This window comes from Myroides sp. JBRI-B21084 (genome assembly GCF_030545015.1).
Taxonomy (GTDB): Bacteria; Bacteroidota; Bacteroidia; order Flavobacteriales; family Flavobacteriaceae; genus Flavobacterium.
This window is the reverse complement of record NZ_CP120653.1, coordinates 1,409,910-1,432,096: the sequence shown is the minus strand read 5'-3', so window position 1 is coordinate 1,432,096 and position 22,187 is coordinate 1,409,910. Positions and strand designations below refer to the sequence as shown.

21 protein-coding genes are annotated in these 22,187 nt (G+C 35.7%); all 21 read left to right on the top strand.

What is annotated here, in order from left to right:
* The first annotated feature begins 20 nt into the window (after positions 1–20).
* The 21 genes from P3875_RS06925 (at position 21) to P3875_RS06825 (ending at position 22,058) form a co-directional block, all read left to right on the top strand.
* On the top strand, positions 21–1,076 hold the full coding sequence (locus tag P3875_RS06925; protein WP_303443231.1) for an efflux RND transporter periplasmic adaptor subunit: 1,056 nt from the start codon (positions 21–23) through the stop codon (positions 1,074–1,076).
* 11 nt (positions 1,077–1,087) lie between these two features.
* Positions 1,088–4,189 (top strand): efflux RND transporter permease subunit, encoded by a 3,102-nt coding sequence (locus tag P3875_RS06920; RefSeq protein WP_303443230.1) that lies wholly within the window; start codon positions 1,088–1,090, stop codon positions 4,187–4,189.
* Positions 4,190–4,639, top strand: coding sequence for a DUF2141 domain-containing protein (locus P3875_RS06915; protein WP_303443229.1), 450 nt, complete (start codon positions 4,190–4,192; stop codon positions 4,637–4,639).
* A 561-nt stretch (positions 4,640–5,200) separates the two neighbouring features.
* Positions 5,201–6,193, top strand: a complete 993-nt coding sequence (locus P3875_RS06910) for a hypothetical protein (protein ID WP_303443228.1) — start codon at positions 5,201–5,203, stop codon at positions 6,191–6,193.
* 210 nt (positions 6,194–6,403) lie between these two features.
* Positions 6,404–6,676 carry a hypothetical protein gene (locus P3875_RS06905; RefSeq protein WP_303443227.1) on the top strand — a complete coding sequence of 91 codons (273 nt, stop codon included), beginning with the start codon at positions 6,404–6,406 and terminating at the stop codon, positions 6,674–6,676.
* 9 nt (positions 6,677–6,685) lie between these two features.
* On the top strand, positions 6,686–7,336 hold the full coding sequence (locus P3875_RS06900; RefSeq protein WP_303443226.1) for an OB-fold protein: 651 nt from the start codon (positions 6,686–6,688) through the stop codon (positions 7,334–7,336).
* Between the two features lie 391 nt (positions 7,337–7,727).
* Positions 7,728–8,789, top strand: coding sequence for an adenine-specific methyltransferase EcoRI family protein (locus P3875_RS06895; RefSeq protein ID WP_303443225.1), 1,062 nt, complete (start codon positions 7,728–7,730; stop codon positions 8,787–8,789).
* Positions 8,786–9,880 (top strand): GmrSD restriction endonuclease domain-containing protein, encoded by a 1,095-nt coding sequence (locus P3875_RS06890; protein ID WP_303443224.1) that lies wholly within the window; start codon positions 8,786–8,788, stop codon positions 9,878–9,880. The genes P3875_RS06895 and P3875_RS06890 overlap by 4 nt, the downstream gene beginning before the upstream one ends.
* Positions 9,877–10,053, top strand: a complete 177-nt coding sequence (locus tag P3875_RS06885; protein ID WP_303443223.1) for a hypothetical protein — start codon at positions 9,877–9,879, stop codon at positions 10,051–10,053. Before P3875_RS06890 ends, P3875_RS06885 begins: the two co-directional genes overlap by 4 nt.
* A complete protein-coding gene (locus P3875_RS06880; RefSeq protein WP_303443222.1) occupies positions 10,054–11,163 on the top strand; it encodes an SIR2 family protein in 1,110 nt (369 codons plus the stop codon).
* A gap of 143 nt (positions 11,164–11,306) precedes the next feature.
* On the top strand, positions 11,307–11,900 hold the full coding sequence (locus P3875_RS06875) for a hypothetical protein (protein WP_303443221.1): 594 nt from the start codon (positions 11,307–11,309) through the stop codon (positions 11,898–11,900).
* A 226-nt stretch (positions 11,901–12,126) separates the two neighbouring features.
* Positions 12,127–13,383: an FRG domain-containing protein gene (locus P3875_RS06870; RefSeq protein WP_303443220.1), complete on the top strand. Its 1,257-nt coding sequence runs from the start codon at positions 12,127–12,129 to the stop codon at positions 13,381–13,383.
* Between the two features lie 377 nt (positions 13,384–13,760).
* A complete protein-coding gene (locus P3875_RS06865) occupies positions 13,761–14,087 on the top strand; it encodes a helix-turn-helix domain-containing protein (protein ID WP_303443219.1) in 327 nt (108 codons plus the stop codon).
* A 2-nt stretch (positions 14,088–14,089) separates the two neighbouring features.
* Positions 14,090–15,145 (top strand): DNA (cytosine-5-)-methyltransferase, encoded by a 1,056-nt coding sequence (gene dcm, locus P3875_RS06860; protein ID WP_303443218.1) that lies wholly within the window; start codon positions 14,090–14,092, stop codon positions 15,143–15,145.
* A gap of 1 nt (position 15,146) precedes the next feature.
* Positions 15,147–16,595, top strand: coding sequence for a restriction endonuclease (locus tag P3875_RS06855; protein ID WP_303443217.1), 1,449 nt, complete (start codon positions 15,147–15,149; stop codon positions 16,593–16,595).
* 8 nt (positions 16,596–16,603) lie between these two features.
* A complete protein-coding gene (locus P3875_RS06850; protein ID WP_303443216.1) occupies positions 16,604–17,365 on the top strand; it encodes a DNA methyltransferase in 762 nt (253 codons plus the stop codon).
* Positions 17,362–17,952, top strand: a complete 591-nt coding sequence (locus P3875_RS06845; protein WP_303443215.1) for a hypothetical protein — start codon at positions 17,362–17,364, stop codon at positions 17,950–17,952. Before P3875_RS06850 ends, P3875_RS06845 begins: the two co-directional genes overlap by 4 nt.
* Entirely contained in the window at positions 17,945–18,964 is a 1,020-nt protein-coding gene (locus P3875_RS06840) for a Kiwa anti-phage protein KwaB-like domain-containing protein (RefSeq protein ID WP_303443214.1), read from the top strand. The genes P3875_RS06845 and P3875_RS06840 overlap by 8 nt, the downstream gene beginning before the upstream one ends.
* Positions 18,936–19,229 carry a hypothetical protein gene (locus P3875_RS06835; RefSeq protein ID WP_303443213.1) on the top strand — a complete coding sequence of 98 codons (294 nt, stop codon included), beginning with the start codon at positions 18,936–18,938 and terminating at the stop codon, positions 19,227–19,229. Before P3875_RS06840 ends, P3875_RS06835 begins: the two co-directional genes overlap by 29 nt.
* 18 nt (positions 19,230–19,247) lie before the next feature.
* On the top strand, positions 19,248–20,057 hold the full coding sequence (locus tag P3875_RS06830) for an HNH endonuclease (RefSeq protein ID WP_303443212.1): 810 nt from the start codon (positions 19,248–19,250) through the stop codon (positions 20,055–20,057).
* A gap of 195 nt (positions 20,058–20,252) precedes the next feature.
* Positions 20,253–22,058 (top strand): AIPR family protein, encoded by a 1,806-nt coding sequence (locus P3875_RS06825; protein WP_303443211.1) that lies wholly within the window; start codon positions 20,253–20,255, stop codon positions 22,056–22,058.
* Positions 22,059–22,187: the final 129 nt, after the last annotated feature.

Below are 22,187 nucleotides of genomic sequence, written 5' to 3'. Positions count from 1 at the left end.
ACGGATAAAAAATCAAGAATATGAATTGGAAAAAAATAATCGGGATAATTGCTTTGATTGCGGTAATAGCACTTGTGTTTTTTAAGTTGAAAAACAATAAAGAAACCACCGAAAGCAAGGTGTATCAATATGACAAAGAAAAACCTATTACTATAAATGCTGACACCATTCGTTTGCAGACTATTGATGATGCAAATACTTATACAGGTACTTTTGAGCCGAATAAGGAAACAAAAATCAGTGCGGACATACAGGGGAAAATCAATGCCGTTTTGGTAGATATGGGAAGCTATGTAAGCAAAGGACAAACACTTATTCAGTTGGATAATTCGTTGTTAAAGTTACAACTGCAAACGGTTGAAGTGCAGATTGAGGGTTTGGAAGACGATGTAAAACGATACACCATTTTAACGGAAGCCGATGCCGTTCAGGGCATACAATTGGAAAAAGCAAGATTGGGATTGAAATCTGCAAAAGTTCAGAAAGCGACTTTATTGGAGCAAATCAGTAAAACCACTATAAAAGCACCTTTCAATGGTGTGGTAACTGCCAAGTTCAATGAGGAGGGCGGTTTTGCAGCACCGGGTATTCCGTTGCTACAAATTACGGATATAAGCACTTTACGTTTTACGGTTAATGTTCCCGAAAATGATTTGGTGCAGTTTCAAAACAATCAAACCTACAAAATCAATGCTGATGTTTATCCCGATATTTCCCTTTCGGGAAAAGTAATAATAACAGGAAGCAAAGCCAATCTGGGCAATAGCTTTCTGGTACAGTTTCAGGTTACCAACACCAAAAACTTAACCATAAAATCGGGAATGTTCGGCAAGGTAAATCTTTCTGAAAGCAAGCAAGAGCAAGGTATTCTTATCCCTACATCTGCCATTACAGAAGAAAATGGAAAAGCGAAAGTGTATCTCATAAAAAACGGAAAAGCCGTATTGCAATCTATTACCATATCAGGAAATATCGGCAATAGAACGATTGTATCAGACGGATTGGCAACAGGCGATATTGTGGTAACGAATGGCTTTATCAATCTGTTTGACGGAGCGAATATTACGATTAAATAAAATCAGCGAAAATGAATATTACAGAAATATCAATCAAACGTCCCTCGCTGATTATCGTACTTTTCAGCGTATTTGCCCTGTTGGGAATTATCGGCTACAAGAATTTGAGCTATGAACTGATGCCCGATTTTAATCAGCCTGTTGTAGTAATCCGAACGGTTTATCCCGGTGCAGAACCCAACGAAGTGGAAACTTCCGTTTCCCGAAAAATTGAAGATGCACTTTCCAATTTGGAGGGTGTAGATTATTTGCTTACCAAATCATTACCCAATGCTTCAATCATCATAGCCAACCTGAAATACGGAACGGATTTGGACAAAACAATGCAGGACGCTCAACGCTATATTGACAATATCCGAAAGGACTTGCCTAACGATATTCAAAACCCTGTAATGAGCAAAGTATCGCCTAATGATTTGCCGATAATGTCGGTAAGTGCAACAAGCAAATTAGAGCCGACAGTGTTTTATCAAAAAATGAAAGACGATTACCTGCCACAAATCCAACAGCTAAAAGGAGTGGCAGAGATAACCATTTTAGGTGGGGAAGAAAGGGAAATTCAAATCAAGGTGGACAAAGAAAAATTGAAGCTCTATAAAATTTCTTTGTACCAGGTTGTGGAAGCCGTCAATCGTTCGGGGATTGATTTACCTGCCGGAAAATTGCAAACCGATACAGAAAGTATTTCGGTACGTTTGGTAGGAAAGTTCAACACCATTACGGACATAAAGAATGTTCAGGTTGCTATGCCTTTTCCAAACAGCCCTGTTTATGTGAAAGATATTGCAGAAGTAACGGACGGTATTAAAGAAACCGCTTCTTACAGCCGTTACAATGGTAAAAACGGTATTGGTTTAATGATAAAAAAACAAGGCGATGCCAATGCCGTTGATGTTTCAAAACTGATTAGAGAAAAATTTCAGTCCATTGAAAAACAAAATGCCAATGCAGATGTAAAATTTGTAGTTACGGATGACAGCACCGATAACACCATTGCAGCCGTTAATTCGGTGGTATTTGACTTGATTTTAGCCGTTATTTTAGTGTCGTTAGTAATGTTGCTGTTCCTGCGAAGTTTCAGAAACTCACTGATTGTGTTGGTCGCTATTCCTACTTCCTTAATTACCGCTTTTGCCGTGATGTGGCTTTTGGGCTATACGCTCAACCTGATGACTTTGCTGGCGATGTCTTTAATCATCGGTATTTTGGTGGACGATGCTACCGTAGTTTTAGAAAATATCCAACGTCATTTGGATATGGGTAAAGAAAAAAGAACGGCAGCTATGGACGGAAGAATGGAAATCGGTTTTTCGGCATTGTCTATTACATTGGTTGATGTGGTTGTGTTTCTGCCGATTTTATTCTTACAGGTTTTTGTTGCCGATATGCTCAAACAGTTTTCGGTGGTGGTTATCACTTCTACACTTACCAGTTTACTGGTAGGTTTTACTTTAACGCCTTGGCTGGCTTCACGCATCGGGAAAAAAGAAGATTTGCAGCCGACTAATATCTTCAACCGTTTTTTGCTTTGGTTTGAACATCAGTTAGACCAATTTATCAATTGGTATGGCAGAACATTGAATTGGGTTTTACATCACAAACTCATTTTTACAGGATTTGTTTTGTTGCTGTTCGTAGGGACGGCAGCAATGATGAAACAGGGAATTATTGGAAAGGAACTCATTTCCACAGGCGACCAAGGGAAATTCCGTTTGGCATTAGAGTTTGATAAAAGTACTTCCATTCAGCAAAACAATTTGGTTTCAGAAAAAATAGAAAACTATATTTTGAAGCAACCCGAAGTTGCAACAGTTTTCAGTAATGTGGGCGGACCAAGCACCGGTATTGGAAGTTTGGGAGTTGGCTCTGCCAATAAAACCGAATTTACCATTCAGCTAAAATCCAAGAAAGAAACAAATCATCTCTCTACCGAAACCTTTATGCGAAAATTGAGAACTGATTTGCAAAAAGAATATTCAGGCATCAATTTTTCAATGATAGCATTAGGCTTAATTCCACGTTCTGCACCGATAGAAATTACATTAAGCGGAAGCGACTTAGACCAGGTAATGCAGACAGGTAATGACTTAAAAACAGTCATTGAAAAAATACCCGGAGCAGATAATGTGCGGATTTCGGTAGAAGCAGGAAGCCCTGAATTAAAAGTCATTCCTGACAAAGACAAAATGCAGCGTTTAGGATTGAACACGGCTTATGTGGGAATGAATTTGCGTACCGCTTTTACAGGAAATGACGATGCCACTTTAACGGAAAACGGAAAAGAATATCCTGTACGGATTTGGTTGGATAAATTCAGCCGTAAAAATTATGATGATGTAAACCAACTCAACATTATAAATCCAATGGGCATTCCGATTGAAGTTTCACAGTTTGCAACTATTGAAAGAGATAATTCGCCTTCGCTTTTAGAACGAAAAGACCGACAACCTGCCGTTACATTAACTTCCGATGCACTCGGCAGACCTTCGGGAACAGTAGCAGACGATGTTGTGGCATATCTCAAAAACAATCCCTTACCAAACGGCATACAAATGACTTGGGGAAGCGATATTAAACGGCAAAACGACAGTTTCGGGGCTTTGGGTTCGGTATTGCTGATTTCATTCTTACTGATTTATTTGATTATGGTAGCCTTATACGACAGTTACATTTATCCTTTTGTTGCCTTATTTGCCATACCCGTTGCAGCTATCGGAGCATTTTTAGCCTTGAATTTATCGTTAAGCAATTTGAGCTTATTTGCTTTGCTCGGCTTGATTATGTTAATGGGATTGGTAACAAAAAATTCCATCTTGATTGTGGACTTTACCAACCAGCTCAAAGCCGAGGGCAAACATTACAAAGAAGCATTGATTACCGCAGGAAAAGAACGAATGCGACCCATTTTGATGACAACCTTATCTATGGCAATAGGAATGTTGCCCATAGCATTAGCCAGCGGAACAGCAGCCGAATGGAAAAACGGTTTGGCGTGGGTAATTATTGGCGGTTTGCTCTCTTCATTGGCATTGACGGTTTATTTAGTGCCAATGGTTTACTACGGAGTAGATAGAATAAAAGAAAAATTGGGTTCAAATAAAAAACAACAATAAATGAAAGCAACAATTTTTATTATACTGACAGTTGGGTTATGTTTTTTTCTCTGTTCGTTTTCGGAAAATCAGGCAGAAACCTACATCTTGACCGTTAAGGTAGAAAATTTACGAAATTCAAAGGGTGTTGTTCAATTCGCCCTCTATAACAAAGATAATTCAATCCCCGATGAAGATTACAAAAAATATTACCGATTAGAGAAAGCGAAAATTGTAAATGGCAAATCTGAAATTACTTTTAAAAATCTGCCCAAAGGGAAATATGCCGTGAATATTTTACACGATGAAAACAGCAACGGTAAGGTTGATAAAGGCTTTCTTTTGCCCAAAGAAGGAATTGGATTTTCTAATTATCAGTCAATAGGTTTGCGAAACAGGCCTAATTTTTCCAAAGCAAGTTTTGAATTGAACACAGACAAAACGATTAGTGTAAGGATAATTTATATGTAAGCCCCGACACAGGTGTAAGCACATTTGCAAACCGCACAAGCCGAAACACAATCCAAAGTTTGCAAAAGAGCTTATCCCTTTTCCGCCCAAACAAAATTGAATTAAAAAAAAGCTCCACCCTTTCTGAAAATAAAAAATACGCAACCGCACATCCCGACACGACAAAGACGGAGAAATGCAGTATTGACAATGGTTCACAAGGACGGTGGACAAGAACCACTGGCTATAACAAGGGCTTGGCGTAATGGCGGGCGAAGTGCTTCGTATGAACATTTGTGCTAAATTTGAACTTTGGTGCTTCGTATCAACGGCAGTGCTATAATGCCGCCACTACGCCAAGCCCCGAACCGATGTGGCGAAATCCGCTTTCGCTCCTTTCGCCACATCGGGGCGGCGCCTACACCGCACGATGCGCTTGTCGCTTCGCGAACTTCGCACATCATGCGATTTTGCTAAATCCTTTCTCCGAGCTTGCTCGGAAAAAGAACTTCGCAAAGCCGCCGCCCCGTTAGCTGTAATTTTTGGACGACCCACATAAAAGACAACGACCAGACAAAAAGAATGAGTAAAAACGCACAAAGAAATATAAACTTATTGTTGATTTTTATAGGACTTTTAGTTCTTGCATTGACAAGTTATGTTGGTTATCGCATAAGTTCATCGGACAGACGATTAATACCAATAAGTGTCATCGCAATTATTGCAGGAGTAATTTTTGAGGGCAAGAGACTTTCCGACAAGTGGTCGACAGTTTTGTTGACAGCTTTGGCTTCATTTATATTTAGCTTTTTTGCATTTCTTCCTGGCAAAAGAGAACATGGCTACAATTTTGAAAATCATATTGAAGCGTTTCCTTATTGGTTCATTATTTTGTTTGCTATATTTTCAATTGCTTTTCATGGCGACAAAGTTATTCCAAAGCTGACAGAAGGAATTACACTTTTACAATCTATAGCCGTAATCTATTGGGTTGTGGACTATGGTTTTATTGACACCAATAGTATATTGTTAAAATCCGTAATGATTATTGGACTTTTGTTTTCACTTTATTCAGTATTCCATGCTTTTACTCATGCTATTTTATCACGGACAAGCAGACTTACTTTAAGTATTTGGAGTTCAATAATTATGATGTTGTTCGCTTCAGACAATATTTACAGAGTTTATCAAAATGAACAAATTGAAAATACGGCAGACATAACTCACGGACTTTACATCGGACTTCAGTTTTTTTTATTAGGAGTTTCTTGTATTTACATAATCCAAAATTTCATTATGCTTATGGGTTTTCTGCCAGGTAAAGGGACTTTTTTCAATGCACAATACTTTCGAGACTTAAAAGAACTTAAAGGCGACCACATTAAAAGGTATTCAGACAGACAAGTTAGTATTTTACATTCTTTCTTTTGTGTGCTATTTACAGGGACAATTTTTGCTTTAAATTATCACTATCAAATTCTTCCAAGACACGTTGCAATTTGGATAGTGTTTGTGACTTTTCCATTTATTCTAATAATATACGACATTGCGACAAGAAGAAAAAACTACAGCTAACAGGCGTTTGGCAAAAAAGCGGGTTCAGTGCTTAAATGGAGCTTTGTGCTTCGTATCAAGTTCAGTGCTAGCAGACAGTTTAGTGCTTCGAAAACCGCTTCTTCGCCAAGCGCCAAAACGTTAGCTGTAACTTTGGAGAAACCCTAAACACAGCAAAACGGGGAAGCTGAAAACCGACTAGAGTAAGCAAAACAATAAAACAATTAAAAAATGGAACAACAGATTTCAGAAAAAAAACCTCAAAGAAGTTTCTTTGGAAAACTTATCAAATGGACATTTATTGGATTTAACTTACTAATGCTACTTTGGATGGTAGTTGGTGTAGGTGGAGCTTCTAAACAAGTTGCAGAAGCAGGAAGTGATGCAGCACAAGCAGGTGCTGCAATTGGAACAGGACTTGGAGCAATGATGATAATTTTCATTTGGGTTGCAGGTGATGTGATTTTAGGAATTTTCGTTTTACTAACAAGAGCAAAAAAATAATTTAAACATATGGAAAATTTATTCGCACTTCTAATTTTAGCAAGTTTGGTATTACTTGTAATTGGCTTTTTTTCACCCAAGACAAGTTTATTTTGGGATAAGAAAAACGAACCTACCAAAAAGCGTTCAGGAATGATTTACGGTATTTCTTTGGTTGCTTCCTTCATTTTATTTGGAGTGACTTCTGACGGCAAGAAAACGACAAATTCGTCAGCAGACAATTCTACTGCGACTGAAAAAGTTGCAGAAAATAAACCTGCAATGACACAACAACAACTTGACAGTATTGAAAACGAAAAAAATCTAATTGCAATCAAGGAAAGAGAAGACCAAACAATCAAAGCACCAAACTTGACAGCAAGTTATGACGAGAATGAAGTAAAAGCAGACGAAAACTTCAAAGGAAAAACATTCTTTGTTGAAGGAACAGTTCGTGATATTAAGAAAGACATAATGGACGACATTTATGTAATTCTTGAAGGTGACCAAATGTTTAGAGATGTACAGTGTTTCTTTGACGACAAAAACACAGCTTCTCAACTTCAAAAAGGAATGAGAGTAACTTTTCAAGGTAAGTGTGACGGACTTATGATGAATGTTCTTATGAAAAATTGTGTATTGGTGGATAATTTATCAGACTTAAAAAAGAAGAAAAAATGAGTAAAAGCTACAGCTAACAGGGGTTTGGCAAAATGGGGGCAGACGTGGTAAATTGAGCATTTGTACTTCTATCAACATTCGTGGTTTATTGAACATTTGTGCTTCTAATCCCCCACTTCGCCAAGCCCCAAACCGATGTGGCGAAATCCGCTTACGCTCCTTTCGCCACATCGGGGCGGCGCCTACACCGCACGATGCGCTTGTCGCTTCGCGAACTTCGCACATCATGCGATTTTGCTAAATCCTTTCTCCGAGCTTGCTCGGAAAAAGAACTTCGCAAAGCCGCCGCCCCGTTAGGTGCAAGCGTAAAAGACGACACCGCAACCAAAAACGGACAGACAGAAGAACGAAATATTAACTTTGAAACCGAAAGAAAAAAGTAAACGACATAATGACAGAAATAGCAAAAAATACAAATTTCAATAAAGCTTCAAAAGCAAAGAATGATGAGTTTTATACTCAACTTTCCGACATTGAACGAGAACTAAAACATTATAAAAAGCACTTCAAAGACAAAGTAGTTTACTGCAACTGTGACGACCCGAGAGTAAGTAACTTTTTTCATTTCTTCTCATATAACTTTGAGAAACTCGGACTAAAAAAACTCATTGCTACTTGCTACAAGAATAAAAGTATGGACTTGTTCAGTGAAAACAATTCTGAACAAGCAATTTATTTGGTATATGAAGGCGACAAAAACGGAAATATGGTTCCAGACCCAGCCGAAATTGGTATCAAAGAATTAAAAGGTGACGGAGATTTTAGAAGCAAAGAATGTATAGAACTTTTAAAACAAGCTGACATTGTTGTTACCAATCCGCCTTTTTCTCTGTTCCGTGAATATGTAGCTCAACTTCTTGAATACGACAAGAAATTTTTAATAATCGGTAACGGAAACTCAATCACATACAAGGAGATTTTTAAAAATATTCAAGACAACAAAATTTGGCTAGGTGTTACAAAACCCCAACTTTTTCTAATTGACAACAAAGAGAAATTCGCTAAGTATTGTAGTGATGCTAACAAACACGTTGTTGAAGGCAAAGAATATTGGGCTGTAAATATCAGTGTTGGCACGCCAACCTATTGGTTTACAAATCTTGATATGTCAAAACGCCACGAAGACATAATTCTATACAAAAATTATTATGGCAACGAAGAAGAATATCCAAAATATGCCAATTATGATGCAATTGAAGTCGGTAAAGTGAAAGATATTCCTGTGGACTATGAAGGAGAAATGGGTGTGCCGATAACTTTTTTAGATAAATACAATCCTGAACAATTTGTGATTATTGGTTCAAGTATCACACTTGGTGTTCCAATGTCAAAGTTTGCCGAAAAAGGAACATATTCAGCAGGTGGCCCACGATTTTATTTAGACAACGGAGACGGAACATTCAAAAGATTGTATGACAGAATAGTTATCAAAAACAAGAAAGTGCAAAAATGAAAATAGAACTTAAAGAAATAACAGTCCGAGACCTTACAAATGGTTACGAAGACAACCAAGAAAACGGAGTTGTTGGTTATGGTGGCAAATTAGACATTCGACCACCCTATCAACGAGAATTTATTTACAAAGAGAAACAGCGTGAAGCAGTAATAGACACCATTACAAAGGACTTCCCTTTGAATGTAATGTATTGGGCAGTTCGTGAAGATGAAAACTTTGAAGTAATTGACGGACAGCAACGAACAATTTCAATAAGTCAATTTGTTGAAGGAGATTTTGCATATAAAAGCCGATACTTCCACAATCTTCAAAAGGACGAACAAGAACAGATTTTAAACTACAAACTGATGGTTTATCTGTGTAGCGGTGAAGACAGTGAAAAATTGGAGTGGTTCAAGACAATCAACATTGCAGGAGAAAAACTAACCGACCAAGAATTAAGAAATGCTGTTTATTCAGGTTCGTGGGTTTCAGATGCAAAAAGATATTTTAGTAAAAATAGTTGTGCTGCTTATGGTTTAGGCGGTGACTATATGAACGGTGTTGCAATTAGACAAGATTATTTAGAAACAGTTATTGGTTGGATTTGTGGCGACAATAGTGATGACGGCATTAAAAACTATATGGCTAAACAACAACACGAGCCAAACGCAAATGACTTGTGGTTGTATTTTCAAAGCGTCATAAATTGGGTAAAAGCAATTTTTCCAAAGTATCGCAAGGAAATGAAAGGTTTACAATGGGGTTTTCTTTACAACCAATTCAAAGACCAAAAATTTGACCACAAGAAACTTGAAGAAGAAATCACCAAACTAATGCAAGACGAAGACGTAACCAACAAAAAAGGTATTTACGAATACGTTTTGACACGCAAAGAAAGGTTTTTAAATATTCGTTCATTTACTGACAATCAGAAACGAGAAGCATACGAAAGACAACAAGGAATTTGTGTAAAGTGCGGTGAGAAATTTGAACTAAACGAAATGGAAGCCGACCACATTACACCTTGGCATTTAGGCGGACAGACAAGTGCTGAAAATTGTCAAATGTTGTGCAGGGACGACAACAGAAGGAAAAGCGGAAAATGACGAACAACAACATAGGACAAGAACGCCAGCACCTAACAGCGGTTTGGCGTAATGGCGGGTGTAGTGCTTCGTATGACAGTTTTGCGGTAGGTTCAAGTGCAGTTCTTCGATTGAACTTTTGTGCTAAAAAACCGCCACTACGCCAAGCCGCAAAACGTTACCTGCTATTATAAATGACGACACGACAGGACAACATATTACCATTACAGAATGACCAACCTGAATTAGTTTTCATTTTTGGTGCAGGTTCTTCATACCCTGACGGAATACCAATACAATCCGACATTATTCCAATAATTTTGAATAATGACGACTTACAAATAACCAAATCGGAACCAGGAAAACAGATTAGAGAGTTTTTACAAGAAAATTTTTCGATTAATGGAAAACTACCCACACTTGAAGAAGTATTTGGATTTATAGACTTTCACCTAAATAACTCTTTTAGCTTATCAAGTAAATGGACAATAACAGAATTGATTAAATTAAAATCCAACCTGACTAAAATACTTCACTATGTAATCAGTAGCAAAACCAAGACAAGTGAAAATTTTAGACAATTTTGGGAAACAATCAGAACAAACAGAAAACAAATTGGTGTAATTACAACTAATTATGACACACTAATTGACGAAGCTTTTGACAAAATTTACAGTGATTATTTAGTTGATTATTGCATTGACCTAATAAACTTCCGATACCCAAACAACATAACACCTTTTGATTGGTGGGAAAATCCTAATAGACCGGTAACCCAATTTGGTGAACAAACACCAATCAGGACAAAACTTATAAAAATTCACGGAAGTTTAAATTGGAAGTATTGTAATTGTTGTGCTCAAGTGGGTCTGACACCTTGGCAACATAGAATTAACCTTAAAACTGATACTTTTGAGTCATTTACTGAAAGTCAAATTACAACTTGCCCTTTTGACGGACATAAATTGACTTCATTAATACAAGTCCCTTCGCATTTAAAAACCAACAACAACTTTATTTTTAACAAACTATACGAAGAAGCAGGCTATACAATACGTGGAGCTAAAAAATTAGTATTTATTGGTTATTCATTTCCTGAAGCTGACGTTCATATCCGTGCTTTGGTAAAGAGACACTTTAATCCCGAAAATGAAATAATTGTAATCAATAAAAGTTCAGCGAAAGACTTAATTCATAGATATGAAACACTTTCCAAAAATGTCAACTATAAAGAAATGACTTTTGAGAAATTCTTAAAATCACGACTATTTGACAACTTAATGAATGAAAATAACAGCAGGTAACAGCACCTACCCTAAAGTGGCGGTTCAGTGGTTAAATCAAGTTTTGTGCTTCTATCAAAGTTTGTGCTTGGTTGACAGTGAAGTGCTTCGAAATCGCCACCTTCGGGTAGCTGCAAAACGTTACCTGCAATAGTATTAAAACGATGCTCACAACAGAAGAATTAACTGAAGCCTACAAGAAATTTAACGACCAAAAAATCGTGAATCTTGCAATGAATGAAAGCAAAAGTTTACGTGAGGATGCTATTCCAATTCTTGAATCAGAAATTCTTAGACGGAATCTTGACAAAAAGCTTCTTGATTGGATAAAATTAGAAAGGAACTTTTTCAAAGGCGTTGAATTACAAATTTTGAAAAAAGAAATTCAAAATTCTGAATGTAGTGAATGTGGGAGAAAGTTCAATAATGTTCAAGGTTTTAACATTCATTATCTTTCCGCGTTGGATTCCAGTTTTGATTCTGAAATAATTGTCTGCGAATCTTGCGGAAAAAATCTCCGAAAAAAGAGTTATATCAAAACTGCAACTTTAGGATTTTTATCCTTTCGTGGAATTATAAATGTGCCCTTTTACTTTATTGGAGAATTATTTGCAAGTTTTTCCCGAAAAAAAAGAAGTGAAAAAATTATTGAGGAATTTATTTTTCAAAATACAGGACTTATAAGAGAATATGGAAACGAGAAAGTAAATAAATTAATTGGACACCACAATGTTCAACAAGCCAAACAAAATGAATAAAACTACTGCAGGTAACATAGGTTTGGCGCAATTGCGGGGTTGAATCTAATTAGAAAGATTTGAAATATTTAGCCGCCACTGCTTTTTCGTTCCACATTTTTTTGTAACTTAGTTCCACGAAAAAAGCATTGGCTGCGTTTGGTCTGAATTGAACTTTTCGTCCAATTTAGCCCGCACTGCGCCAAGCCTTTTTCCGTTAGCTGCAAGCTTAGACCCGACACAACATATGAGAGAAATTTCAAACCTTGACATAAAAATACAGTTGACAAATGAATATCTACGGACAGGTGGAGTTCAAAGAATATTTGATGTTGATTTGCTTCAAGATTTAATAAATGTAAAATTTGACAATAACGGAAAAGCTTTACCAGAAACAATTACACCAAGACTAAACGCTTTTATGCTTGCAATTTTACATTCACATTCATTGCCACCTTTACAAATTGACAATCAAATTGCAGAATATGGTTCTTTCATACAGAAAAGCACTTTTTTTGACCAACAAAAAATTGAAACAAAAGAACAGGTTGATGAACTTTTAGAAAAGTTCAAAGACACTAAGAATATTTTGTTTAGAGGACAACGAGAAGCAAAGTGGAGACTTTACAGCACCTTACAAAGATTTTGGATTTGGGATAAAATGAATGAAAATGGTGAAGATTACCCAGCGTTTTTAAAAGGTATTATTGAGAATGGTCGCAAAGAATATGAAAATCAAATTTCAGCTATTCTAAAGGAAATTAATGTGGATTCACTCAATGACATATCTGTATTAGGATATTTACAACATCACAATTGCCCGACACCTTTACTTGATTGGACATATAATTTTAAAACAGCACTGTTCTTCGGTGTTGACGGACTTGAAAATTATGAAAGTCCGAGAGAAATTGACAAATATTTTAGCGTTTACTTTATTGAGGAGGAGCATTTTGATAGTGGTGGTATGAGAACACTCTTAAATGAAAGTTTACAAACTGTTGGTGAACAATTGAAACTTGGACTAATAGCCCAAATAGCAAAAGACGAAGAACAACAAAAAGAGATGGAAACTCACTTCAAGAAACGAAGTTTTTTTGACAAGAACAGATTGAACGGAGCAGGTTTAGTAAAGCACATGACAAAAATTGAGCATATGGTAAATATTCCACTTAGTTTTTTTAGCGACAATGATTTTGAATCAGGCATAGCTTTTTCATTGACAAATAGTGAAAATATTAAAAGACAAGAAGGAGTTTTTACTTGGAATGCAGATTTTTCAAAACCCTTAGAAGTAATAGGAAATGAACAATACAGCGAGGCTAAACTCGAGAGTGAACCTGATGACTACAGGTTTTGTGAATGCTACAATATAAATAAAGACCTATCAGATTATATTGTTCAGAAGCTTACTGAAGCCAACATTTCTAAAGCAACAATGTATCCTGACAAAGATATAGACACAAGACACATTTATGACAACAACAAGAAAGCCAGCAGCTAACAGCGGTTTGGCAAAAGGCGGGGTTTCGTGCTTCGTAGAAACATTTGTGCAAGCCCGAACATTTGTGCTTCGTATGAACTTTTGTGCTAAAAAGCCCGCCCTTCGCCAAGCCGCAAAACGTTATCTGCAACCCTAACGAACAGCCTGCAAACATTCAACATTCTGACCAAAAGAAGAAAATTACCAACGCTTCGTAAAATTAAAAGAGGTGCAAGCCGACACACAAAGCCAAAGCATTTGCACCACATTTAATTTTACCCCAACGCTCCCAAGCCCACCCACCACCCGAACATTGACAGAAATTTTGCTAAAAACTTTGGCATCAGAAGCAGAATGACTAAATTTGCCAAAAGTGTCAAGAAATAAATTTCAAGATTATGAAAGAAACATTTGGCGAATACATTCACAAACTAAGAATAGATAATGGCTTGACATTAACTAAACTTGCTGCTGCTTTAGATATAGACCAATCTACCCTATCAAAAATTGAAAACGGTAAAAGAAATGTTCCGTCTGAAATAATACCCAAACTTTCATCATTTTTCAATCTTGACTTAAAAAAATTAGAACACGAGTATTTAAGTGAAAGAATTGCAGAACTAATTTATCCGGAGGAAGAAACTCAAAAGCTGTTTTTAGCTGCTGAAGAGAAAGCAAAATATATGAGAATTAAAAACCAACAACAAAGTACACTCAAGTTTTAACTATGGTAGGAGCATCACTATTTTCAAGTGCAGGCATAGCGGAAACTTACTTTGATGAAGTAGGAATAAACATTGTTGCCGCTAACGAATTGGTTCAGGAAAGAGCCGAATTGTATCAAGCATTATACCCAAATTCTAAAATGATTGCAGGTAGTATTTTGGACGAAAATGTTTTCAGAACACTTGTAAAAAACACGCCTGAAAAGTTAGATTTTTTGATTGCTTCACCGCCTTGTCAAGGAATGAGCGTAGCAGGAAAAAACAGAAATATTGAGCAAATGCTCAATGACGAAAGGAATTATCTTGTTTTCAAAATCATTGATTTTATCAAACTCAAATCGCCCGACTTTGTGCTGATTGAAAATGTTCCGACATTTTTTAAATTGATTTTACCCTACAAAAATCAACAACTAAAAGTCGTTGAAATTCTAAATCTTCTGTTTGGGAAAGAATATAACATTGAAGCCAATGTTTATGATGCAGCTGAATTTGGTGTTGCTCAAAGACGAACAAGAGCAATCATAAAATTGTACCGAAAAGGCAAAAAATGGGGACAACCATTAAAATCTGAAAAGCAAATAACAGTAGAAGAAAAAATTGGCTTTTTACCAAGCATTGAAGCAGGACAAAAATCAAAAATAAAATGGCACTTTGCCCGAAAACATTCGGATAGCCACGTTCAATGGATGAAACACACGCCAACAGGACAAACTGCTTTTGAAAACAAAAAATATTTTCCAGTAAAACCAAATGGAGAAAAAATTAAAAGTTACAATACATCGTACAGACGAATTAATTGGGACGAACCTGCACCGACAATTACAATGCGAAACGATGCAATCAGTTCACAACTGAATGTACATCCAGGCAGGAAATTGAAAAACGGAACTTATTCAGACGCAAGAGTTTTAACACCGTTGGAGCTTATGTTATTGTCGTCTTTACCACAAGATTGGAATATTCCCGACAATACACCCGAATTGCTTATTAGAAAATGTATTGGCGAATGTATTCCACCATTGCTCATTAAAAACATTGTTGCCCAAATAAACCGATAATATGACTTTAAGAATTGATAGTAAAAAGTGGATTTTATACAGACACACAAGGGATTTTGACAAACTTTGTGTGGTTGCTGAATTTTTGAAGTCATACACCAAAACAGGGATTTCAACAGACGAAAAAACGCAACTAAACTTAAAGTTACGTGAATTAGGATTGTACAGTGAACGAAATCCCGAATTACCGCTTGATGCGATAAATCACAAAATCAATCAACTTTCGTATTATATGTTTGGCTACCAAGCCAAAGTTGACGGACAAGACAGATTTTTGTTTAGTCCGCTTGGCAACTTGTTTTTGAAACACGTTGAAGATAAAGAGAAAACGGCTAAAATATTTCTTACAATGCTTTGGGCTGTTCAATATCAACACCCACATAGCGGAACAGATAGCGAATTTCAACTTCATCCGTTTCGTTTGATTTACAAATTACTTTCAGAACCAAAACTTTCAAATAAACTTTACGCTTTTGAAGTGGCTTATTCGGTTGTTTTTCTGAAAGAGGTAAACAATACGGCTTACGAAGAATTGGTAAATGATTTATTGGAATTACGCAAACTTTCAGATGAGCAACTCGCTCAAAAATTTCAAGAAGACCGACACGCATTAGTAAATTCGGCTTATGAGTGGGATTATTACGTTTCTAGTTTATTTCAAAGTTCAGGCGTTTTGAACAAAAAAGACGGAGTTGTGATTACCAAATTGCAACACGGCAACACAAACACATTCCGAAAAATAACACGAAACGAAGTTTCAATTCCCGAAAATTTGAAATCGTTAATTGAGCAATTAGAAAACGAATATTCGTTTTTAGAGAAACCTTTATTGCTCAACGACCCTGAACGTTTGAAATTAGACGTTGTAAAAGAGATATACGGTTTCTATCCAAAAACGCTTTTGGTTGAAATAGGCGAAGCCGTTGACGATTTCAAATTTGAATTACTTAATCTTCCAAAATTGATTGAGCAATATGCAAACAACAATGACGGAGCGGAAGCATATCTTTTTGAAGATGCTTTAGCAGACGGCTTCAATATGTTCTACAACATAGAAGCAAACAAAATTAGCGGAGCAGGAAATACAGATTTAGAGTGTTTGTACATTCCCAGAAAGAAAAAATTTACTGTTGAAGCCAAATCAACTAAAAATAAACTTTCAAGTGTAAACGCAGGAAGATTAGCAGGACACCGTGAAAAAATTGGAGGTGCTTACACCATCGTTGTAACGCCAAGGTACGTTCCTGCTGTGCTTCAAGATATTCGTACAAGTCCAATCGTAATTATTCGAGCAAATACTTTTTCGGAATATCTGTACAACTGCATTGACAACGATATTAGAGAAATAGACTATGAAGATTTTGACAGTATTATCGTCAATAATCTAGGAAAAGACATCAGTAAAAACATTTCGGACTTAACCATTTCAAGGTTCGCAACCCAAAAATAAAACTTGCTATGATTACAATTACAAGAGAAGATAATATGGCGTTAATGGCAAGGTATCCAGACAATTATTTTGACCTCGCAATCGTTGACCCGCCTTACGGAATCTTAAACAAAACCAAACGAGGCGGAGACCATAAATTTAATATGGAAGAATACAGTCAATGGGATGTAAAACCCGATGACGAATATTTTAATGAATTATTTCGAGTTTCAAAAAATCAAATTATTTGGGGCGGAAATTATTTTGGACAGCTTTGGGCAAGAAGTCCATACAACAAAGGCTTTATCATTTGGGACAAAAAACAACCCGAAACATTAAATAATTTTTCAATGGCTGAAATGGCTTGGAGTTCATTAGACAAACCTTCAAAAATTTTTGAATTTAGCGTTAGAAAGAACAGAAACAAAATCCACCCTACACAAAAACCTGTCGAGCTTTACGAATGGCTTTTAAAAATGTACGCTAATCAAGGCGACAAAATTTTAGACACACATTTAGGAAGCGGAACGATTGCAGTTGCTTGTTACAATGCAGGATTAAGTTTAACCGCTTGTGAAATCAGCGAAACATATTATTTGAATGCATTAGAAAAAATCAAAGAAATTGTTCCTAAAAGTGCTATTCATACAAACGACTTAGAAGCATTTGCTTTGACATTTCCCGAACAGAAAACATCAAAAAATGGTCTGCATAAATTGTACAAAGAACACGTTGAGCAATTAAGACTTTTCAAGGAAGAACGAGCAAAGTATTATGCAATGGCAAAATGAAAAAAGTAAAGCTAAATAATATTGCAGTTTTGGTGCTGTTCATTACATCGTATATTCCCTTATTTGGATTGTTAATCTTACGACAAATCAAACAAAATATTGAGTATTTGAATTTTGGACACTTCAACCAAGAAAGTATTCTATTGGCTTTTAAAAAATTCGGATTAAGTGGTTTTCTCTTTCTTCTTGCCATTTTTGGATTTGTTGGATTGAAATTCTTATTGACAAATTTAGATAAGAAAAGACCAAATGGAGAACTTGTAAAAATAGTTGAAGTCGAAAACAAAAACAGTGAAACAATAAGTTATATTTCTACTTACATCGTTCCGTTTATCTTTCAGGACACGAACAATTTGTTTGATATTTCTTCGATTTTCATTGTTTTGGTCATCATTTTTTTCATTTATACCAAATCAAATATGATAGTGATAAATCCAATTTTGAGTATTAGTCATACGCTTTACCAAATAGATTACAATAAAAAAGGTAAGACGAAAAAAGGACTTTTGATAACAAAAGAAGAAGATTTGGAAAGCGGACAAGAAGTAAAAATAAACCTAATTACGAAAAATATTTATTATGGATAAATCTATATTGGTTGATATAATCGGTCAGGCAAGTGCGGAAAACTTGAAGATGTACTTTGTAACTCGTATTCTCAAAGAGGGAATGAAAGCTAACTCACGAGTTTTAGAGAAATTTGATTTTAAAGTTTATCAAATTGAAATTACAGACGAAGTAAGAAAGTATCTTTATGAACTTTCACTAAAACAGTTCCAAAAAATTCAAAATAACGAAGATTTACACTTCTTTGATTATGATGTCATTGCAGACGAAACAGAACATTTATTTACTTATCAAATGGAAAATAAAGTTGGCTCATTTTCAGATGTTATTTACAATCAATTAAACCAAAGTCCTCAAAAAATCACAGATTTAAACGATATACTTCAAGACGAAACACTTTGGGCATATTGTATAGAGTTTGAGATTGACAGCGATAAATCTTTTTACACATTTAGAAAAATTTCACCAGGAAAAGTAGGTGTTGAAAAAGAAAAAGACGGAGAAAAGAAAAGTATAGGTAGCCAAATAAGAACCTACTTTGACACCAATACTAATACGTTGTCGCTATTAAAAAGTGATACTGTTTATTTAGACAAGCAAATAGATTGCATTTTTTACGAAGAAACTTTTTACGTTTTGAAAAAGTATTACTTTGAGCAACTCGTTGGTTTACAAGAAGAATACAAAAAGAGAGCGGAAGATGTTGCGACTTCAATTTCTAAACACGAATGCTTTGGAGATGTAAAACTTCTATCGGACAAAATAGAAACAAAAGTTGCTATTCACAAAAAGCTAATGAAGTTGGAAAAAATCGGAAATCTAAATTCATTAACTTCAAAAAACATAAAGAAATTAGAAACATTAGGTAAGAAGAAAAAAGCACCAATAAATTTGAAAGACGGCAAAATTCAGTTTGAAACGGAAGAGGATATAGACAATGTAATCAAACTTTTATGCGACTATTTCAAAACAGGAGATTATTCGGGTAAACCATACGGAACATATGCGGGAAAACTACAACCATCAGAGTAACCCAACGCTTTTGGTAGCACATTTGCATTTTGCCAACCGCACAAAGCCAAACAAAAATGCAAAAGAGCTACCAAGCCAACGCACCACGACACGACAGACAAACGAAATCGAAAAAAGGGCAGCAGATAACAGCAGTTTGGCAAAATGGCGGCTGAAGTGCTACTATGAAACATTTATGCAAGGTTCAACAGTAGTAATTCTATTGAACATTTGTGCTAAAAATCCGCCACATCGCCAAGCCGAAAACCGTTATGGGCAAGTGTAAAACGACAGACAACAACGAATGAACACATATTTATTTTTATGGAACCCTAAAAAGTGGACTTGGACGACACTTGAACAAGACATTGAACAAGTGGACTTAACAGGTCGATGTTCGCAACGTTGGAGTTGTGGAAATACAAAATCAATTCAACCGGGTGACAGAATTTTTTTACTCAAAGTTGGGACAGAACCGAAAGGAATTATTGCAGCGGGTTTTGCGACCTCAACACCTTTTTACGAAAAACATTGGAGCGGAGAAAATAAAGACACATTATACATTGACGTTGACTTTGAAGTCTTACTCAATCCTGACCAAGAACCAATTTTGACAGTTGACATATTAAAAAAGGGAAATTTAGCTCAACAAAATTGGCGACCTATGGCTTCTGGAATTTCTGTAAGAACCGAACTTGTTGACGAACTTGAAGCTGTTTGGTTTGACTTTTTGACAACTCAAAAAATTAGACACAACCCTTTTATTCCGACAGACAACAATTCTCAAAAGACTTACACCGAAGGAACGCCAAATCAAATTTCAATAACAAAATACGAACGCAATCCATTCGCAAGGAAAAAATGTTTAGAAAATTTCGGTTACTCGTGTGTCGTTTGCGACTTCAATTTTGAGAAAACATACGGGCAAATAGGAAAAGGTTTTATTCACGTTCATCATTTGACACAAGTTGCAACTGTTGGACAAACTTATGAAATTGACCCAATAAAAGATTTACGACCTGTTTGCCCAAACTGTCATTCAATAATTCACCGACAAAAAACACCTTTGACAATTGAGGAAGTAAAAATATTAATTAACGAAAATGCGGACTGAAAAAAGAACACCAGCCCATAACATCGGTTTGGCAATATGGCGGCTGAAGTGCTTCTATGAAACATTTGTGCAAGGTTCAACAGCAGTAATTCTATTGAACTTTTGTGCTAAAAATCCGCCACATCGCCAAGCCGCAAACCGTTATAGGCGATTTTAAGAACTACACCACTACTAACAAACAGACAGACATTAAATATGAGCTTTTACGCAAAAATTAAAGACCAAGTAACCGAACTGACAGGACAGTTTAACTACCCGAATGACGGAACTTCATTTGGACATTTTATTCTTAGAGAATGTTTTAACAAAATCATAGACTTTGAATATGATGGGACAGACTATGACAGTTTTATCAAAGACCATATTGTTGATATGGCAAACGACTTGGGAAATGATGCGATTTTTACAAATCAGAAAAACCGTGAAATAATTGTTTTTCAATTCAAGTATTCCAGTGGACAGCTTTTGAACACCAATGAAATAAAGAAAAATAAAAAATTCGTTGACTGGATCTTAAACTTAAGCCCAGACCATTTGACACCAAACCCAAAACTGAAAAAAATACTTAATGAAGAAATATCGCCAATTCTAACGCCTGAAAATATAGCTACAAACAATTACAGCGTTAGCTTCTACTACATTGACAATGGATTTGAAGGAACAATAAAAACAGACATTAAAGCCCTTTACACTAATTACAATGACAAAGACATTAACTTTCAAATCAAGTTTTACAACTATGAAGAACTTGAAGAGCTTTATGATGACATAGAAATTCCCAAAAATGAAGTAACATTGAAAGTTGTTCCCAATGAATACTTTATTAAAAAGGTAAGCTATCACGACACAATTGAAACGCCAGTTGAAACAATAGTAACAAGTATTATGGCTAATTCATTGAAACCAATAATAGAAGAAAAGAAAGAGCTAATACTTACTTTGAATGTTCGCTATTACAAAGGCGAGAATGACATAAACTCAAAAATAAAGACAGAATATTCCAAAGGAAAAAAATCAAATTTTTGGATTTTAAACAACGGTATAAATGCCGTTTGTGAAGATTTTGAAATTGACAACGGTTCTTTAAAAATTAAGAACTTTCAAATCGTTAACGGTGGGCAAACAACAAAGACACTTACAAGAATTGTAAATGATTTACCTGATGAAGTCCAAATATTAATGCGACTTACAAAAATCAAAGACAAGACACAGACCTCAAAAATATCAATGGATATTGCTGTTGCGAGCAATAGCCAAAATGCAATTAGTGCAAGAGATTTACATTCAGGCGACAGAATACAAAATAAAATATTCGCTAACCTTGATGCAGTCGGTATTTTCTATGACAAAAAAGATGGTGAATGGGCGACACTTTCAAAAAAGAAATACCGCAATCCATTTGGTAATAGTCCAATGCACTTGAAAATACATAACACGGACTTGGGTGTTGCATATCTATCTTTCTATTTACAAGTTCCTATCTCAACGGCTGGAAGACATAAACTTGTTTTCTCTGAAATTTACTACGACCAAATTTTCAGTATGACAACCAATGAAGATGACCAATTTTATAAACTAATGTTGGCTTACAGAATTGCGGAAAGAGTAAATCGTATCAAGACTGAAAAAATAAACAGCTACGAAATTCTTCAGAACAACTATATCAATGATGTTCTTGTAGCCTTAGCGGGAATTTACTTTTTCAAAGATAACCTTACTAAAATTGCGACTGTTGATGATTTGGCTGAAAAACTCAAAGAAATTAAAGGACAAGCAATTATCAATTCAGCAGAAAAGTATATTCTAAACCTTGACCAATCATTTGACGACTACATACTTAAAATTATTAGTGCTGTTCAGTATAGACTTGACACCAAAAAATCAGGAAAAAAGGATTATACAGGACAAGAATGGTTGCCGACAGAAACAAACAACTGGCTTAAAAAGGACGGAACATATAGAGAGATTTATGAAGAAGTAATTAAGAAATTGAAACAATAATGATGGACGGACAAAGAAAAACCGCCTATAACATCGGTTTTGCAATATGGCGGCTGAAGTGCTTCTATTAAACATTTGTGCAAGGTTCAGCGGCAGTAATTCTATTGAACTTTTGTGCTAAAATTTGCC

Excerpts from the sequence above, each read along its gene's own strand:
- P3875_RS06925 (WP_303443231.1), top strand. The coding sequence starts at position 21 with ATGAATTGGAAAAAAATAATCGGGATAATTGCTTTGATTGCGGTAATA.
- P3875_RS06920 (WP_303443230.1), top strand. The coding sequence starts at position 1,088 with ATGAATATTACAGAAATATCAATCAAACGTCCCTCGCTGATTATCGTA.
- P3875_RS06915 (WP_303443229.1), top strand. The coding sequence starts at position 4,190 with ATGAAAGCAACAATTTTTATTATACTGACAGTTGGGTTATGTTTTTTT.
- P3875_RS06910 (WP_303443228.1), top strand. The coding sequence starts at position 5,201 with ATGAGTAAAAACGCACAAAGAAATATAAACTTATTGTTGATTTTTATA.
- P3875_RS06905 (WP_303443227.1), top strand. The coding sequence starts at position 6,404 with ATGGAACAACAGATTTCAGAAAAAAAACCTCAAAGAAGTTTCTTTGGA.
- P3875_RS06900 (WP_303443226.1), top strand. The coding sequence starts at position 6,686 with ATGGAAAATTTATTCGCACTTCTAATTTTAGCAAGTTTGGTATTACTT.
- P3875_RS06895 (WP_303443225.1), top strand. The coding sequence starts at position 7,728 with ATGACAGAAATAGCAAAAAATACAAATTTCAATAAAGCTTCAAAAGCA.
- P3875_RS06890 (WP_303443224.1), top strand. The coding sequence starts at position 8,786 with ATGAAAATAGAACTTAAAGAAATAACAGTCCGAGACCTTACAAATGGT.
- P3875_RS06885 (WP_303443223.1), top strand. The coding sequence starts at position 9,877 with ATGACGAACAACAACATAGGACAAGAACGCCAGCACCTAACAGCGGTT.
- P3875_RS06880 (WP_303443222.1), top strand. The coding sequence starts at position 10,054 with ATGACGACACGACAGGACAACATATTACCATTACAGAATGACCAACCT.
- P3875_RS06875 (WP_303443221.1), top strand. The coding sequence starts at position 11,307 with ATGCTCACAACAGAAGAATTAACTGAAGCCTACAAGAAATTTAACGAC.
- P3875_RS06870 (WP_303443220.1), top strand. The coding sequence starts at position 12,127 with ATGAGAGAAATTTCAAACCTTGACATAAAAATACAGTTGACAAATGAA.
- P3875_RS06865 (WP_303443219.1), top strand. The coding sequence starts at position 13,761 with ATGAAAGAAACATTTGGCGAATACATTCACAAACTAAGAATAGATAAT.
- dcm (WP_303443218.1), top strand. The coding sequence starts at position 14,090 with ATGGTAGGAGCATCACTATTTTCAAGTGCAGGCATAGCGGAAACTTAC.
- P3875_RS06855 (WP_303443217.1), top strand. The coding sequence starts at position 15,147 with ATGACTTTAAGAATTGATAGTAAAAAGTGGATTTTATACAGACACACA.
- P3875_RS06850 (WP_303443216.1), top strand. The coding sequence starts at position 16,604 with ATGATTACAATTACAAGAGAAGATAATATGGCGTTAATGGCAAGGTAT.
- P3875_RS06845 (WP_303443215.1), top strand. The coding sequence starts at position 17,362 with ATGAAAAAAGTAAAGCTAAATAATATTGCAGTTTTGGTGCTGTTCATT.
- P3875_RS06840 (WP_303443214.1), top strand. The coding sequence starts at position 17,945 with ATGGATAAATCTATATTGGTTGATATAATCGGTCAGGCAAGTGCGGAA.
- P3875_RS06835 (WP_303443213.1), top strand. The coding sequence starts at position 18,936 with ATGCGGGAAAACTACAACCATCAGAGTAACCCAACGCTTTTGGTAGCA.
- P3875_RS06830 (WP_303443212.1), top strand. The coding sequence starts at position 19,248 with ATGAACACATATTTATTTTTATGGAACCCTAAAAAGTGGACTTGGACG.
- P3875_RS06825 (WP_303443211.1), top strand. The coding sequence starts at position 20,253 with ATGAGCTTTTACGCAAAAATTAAAGACCAAGTAACCGAACTGACAGGA.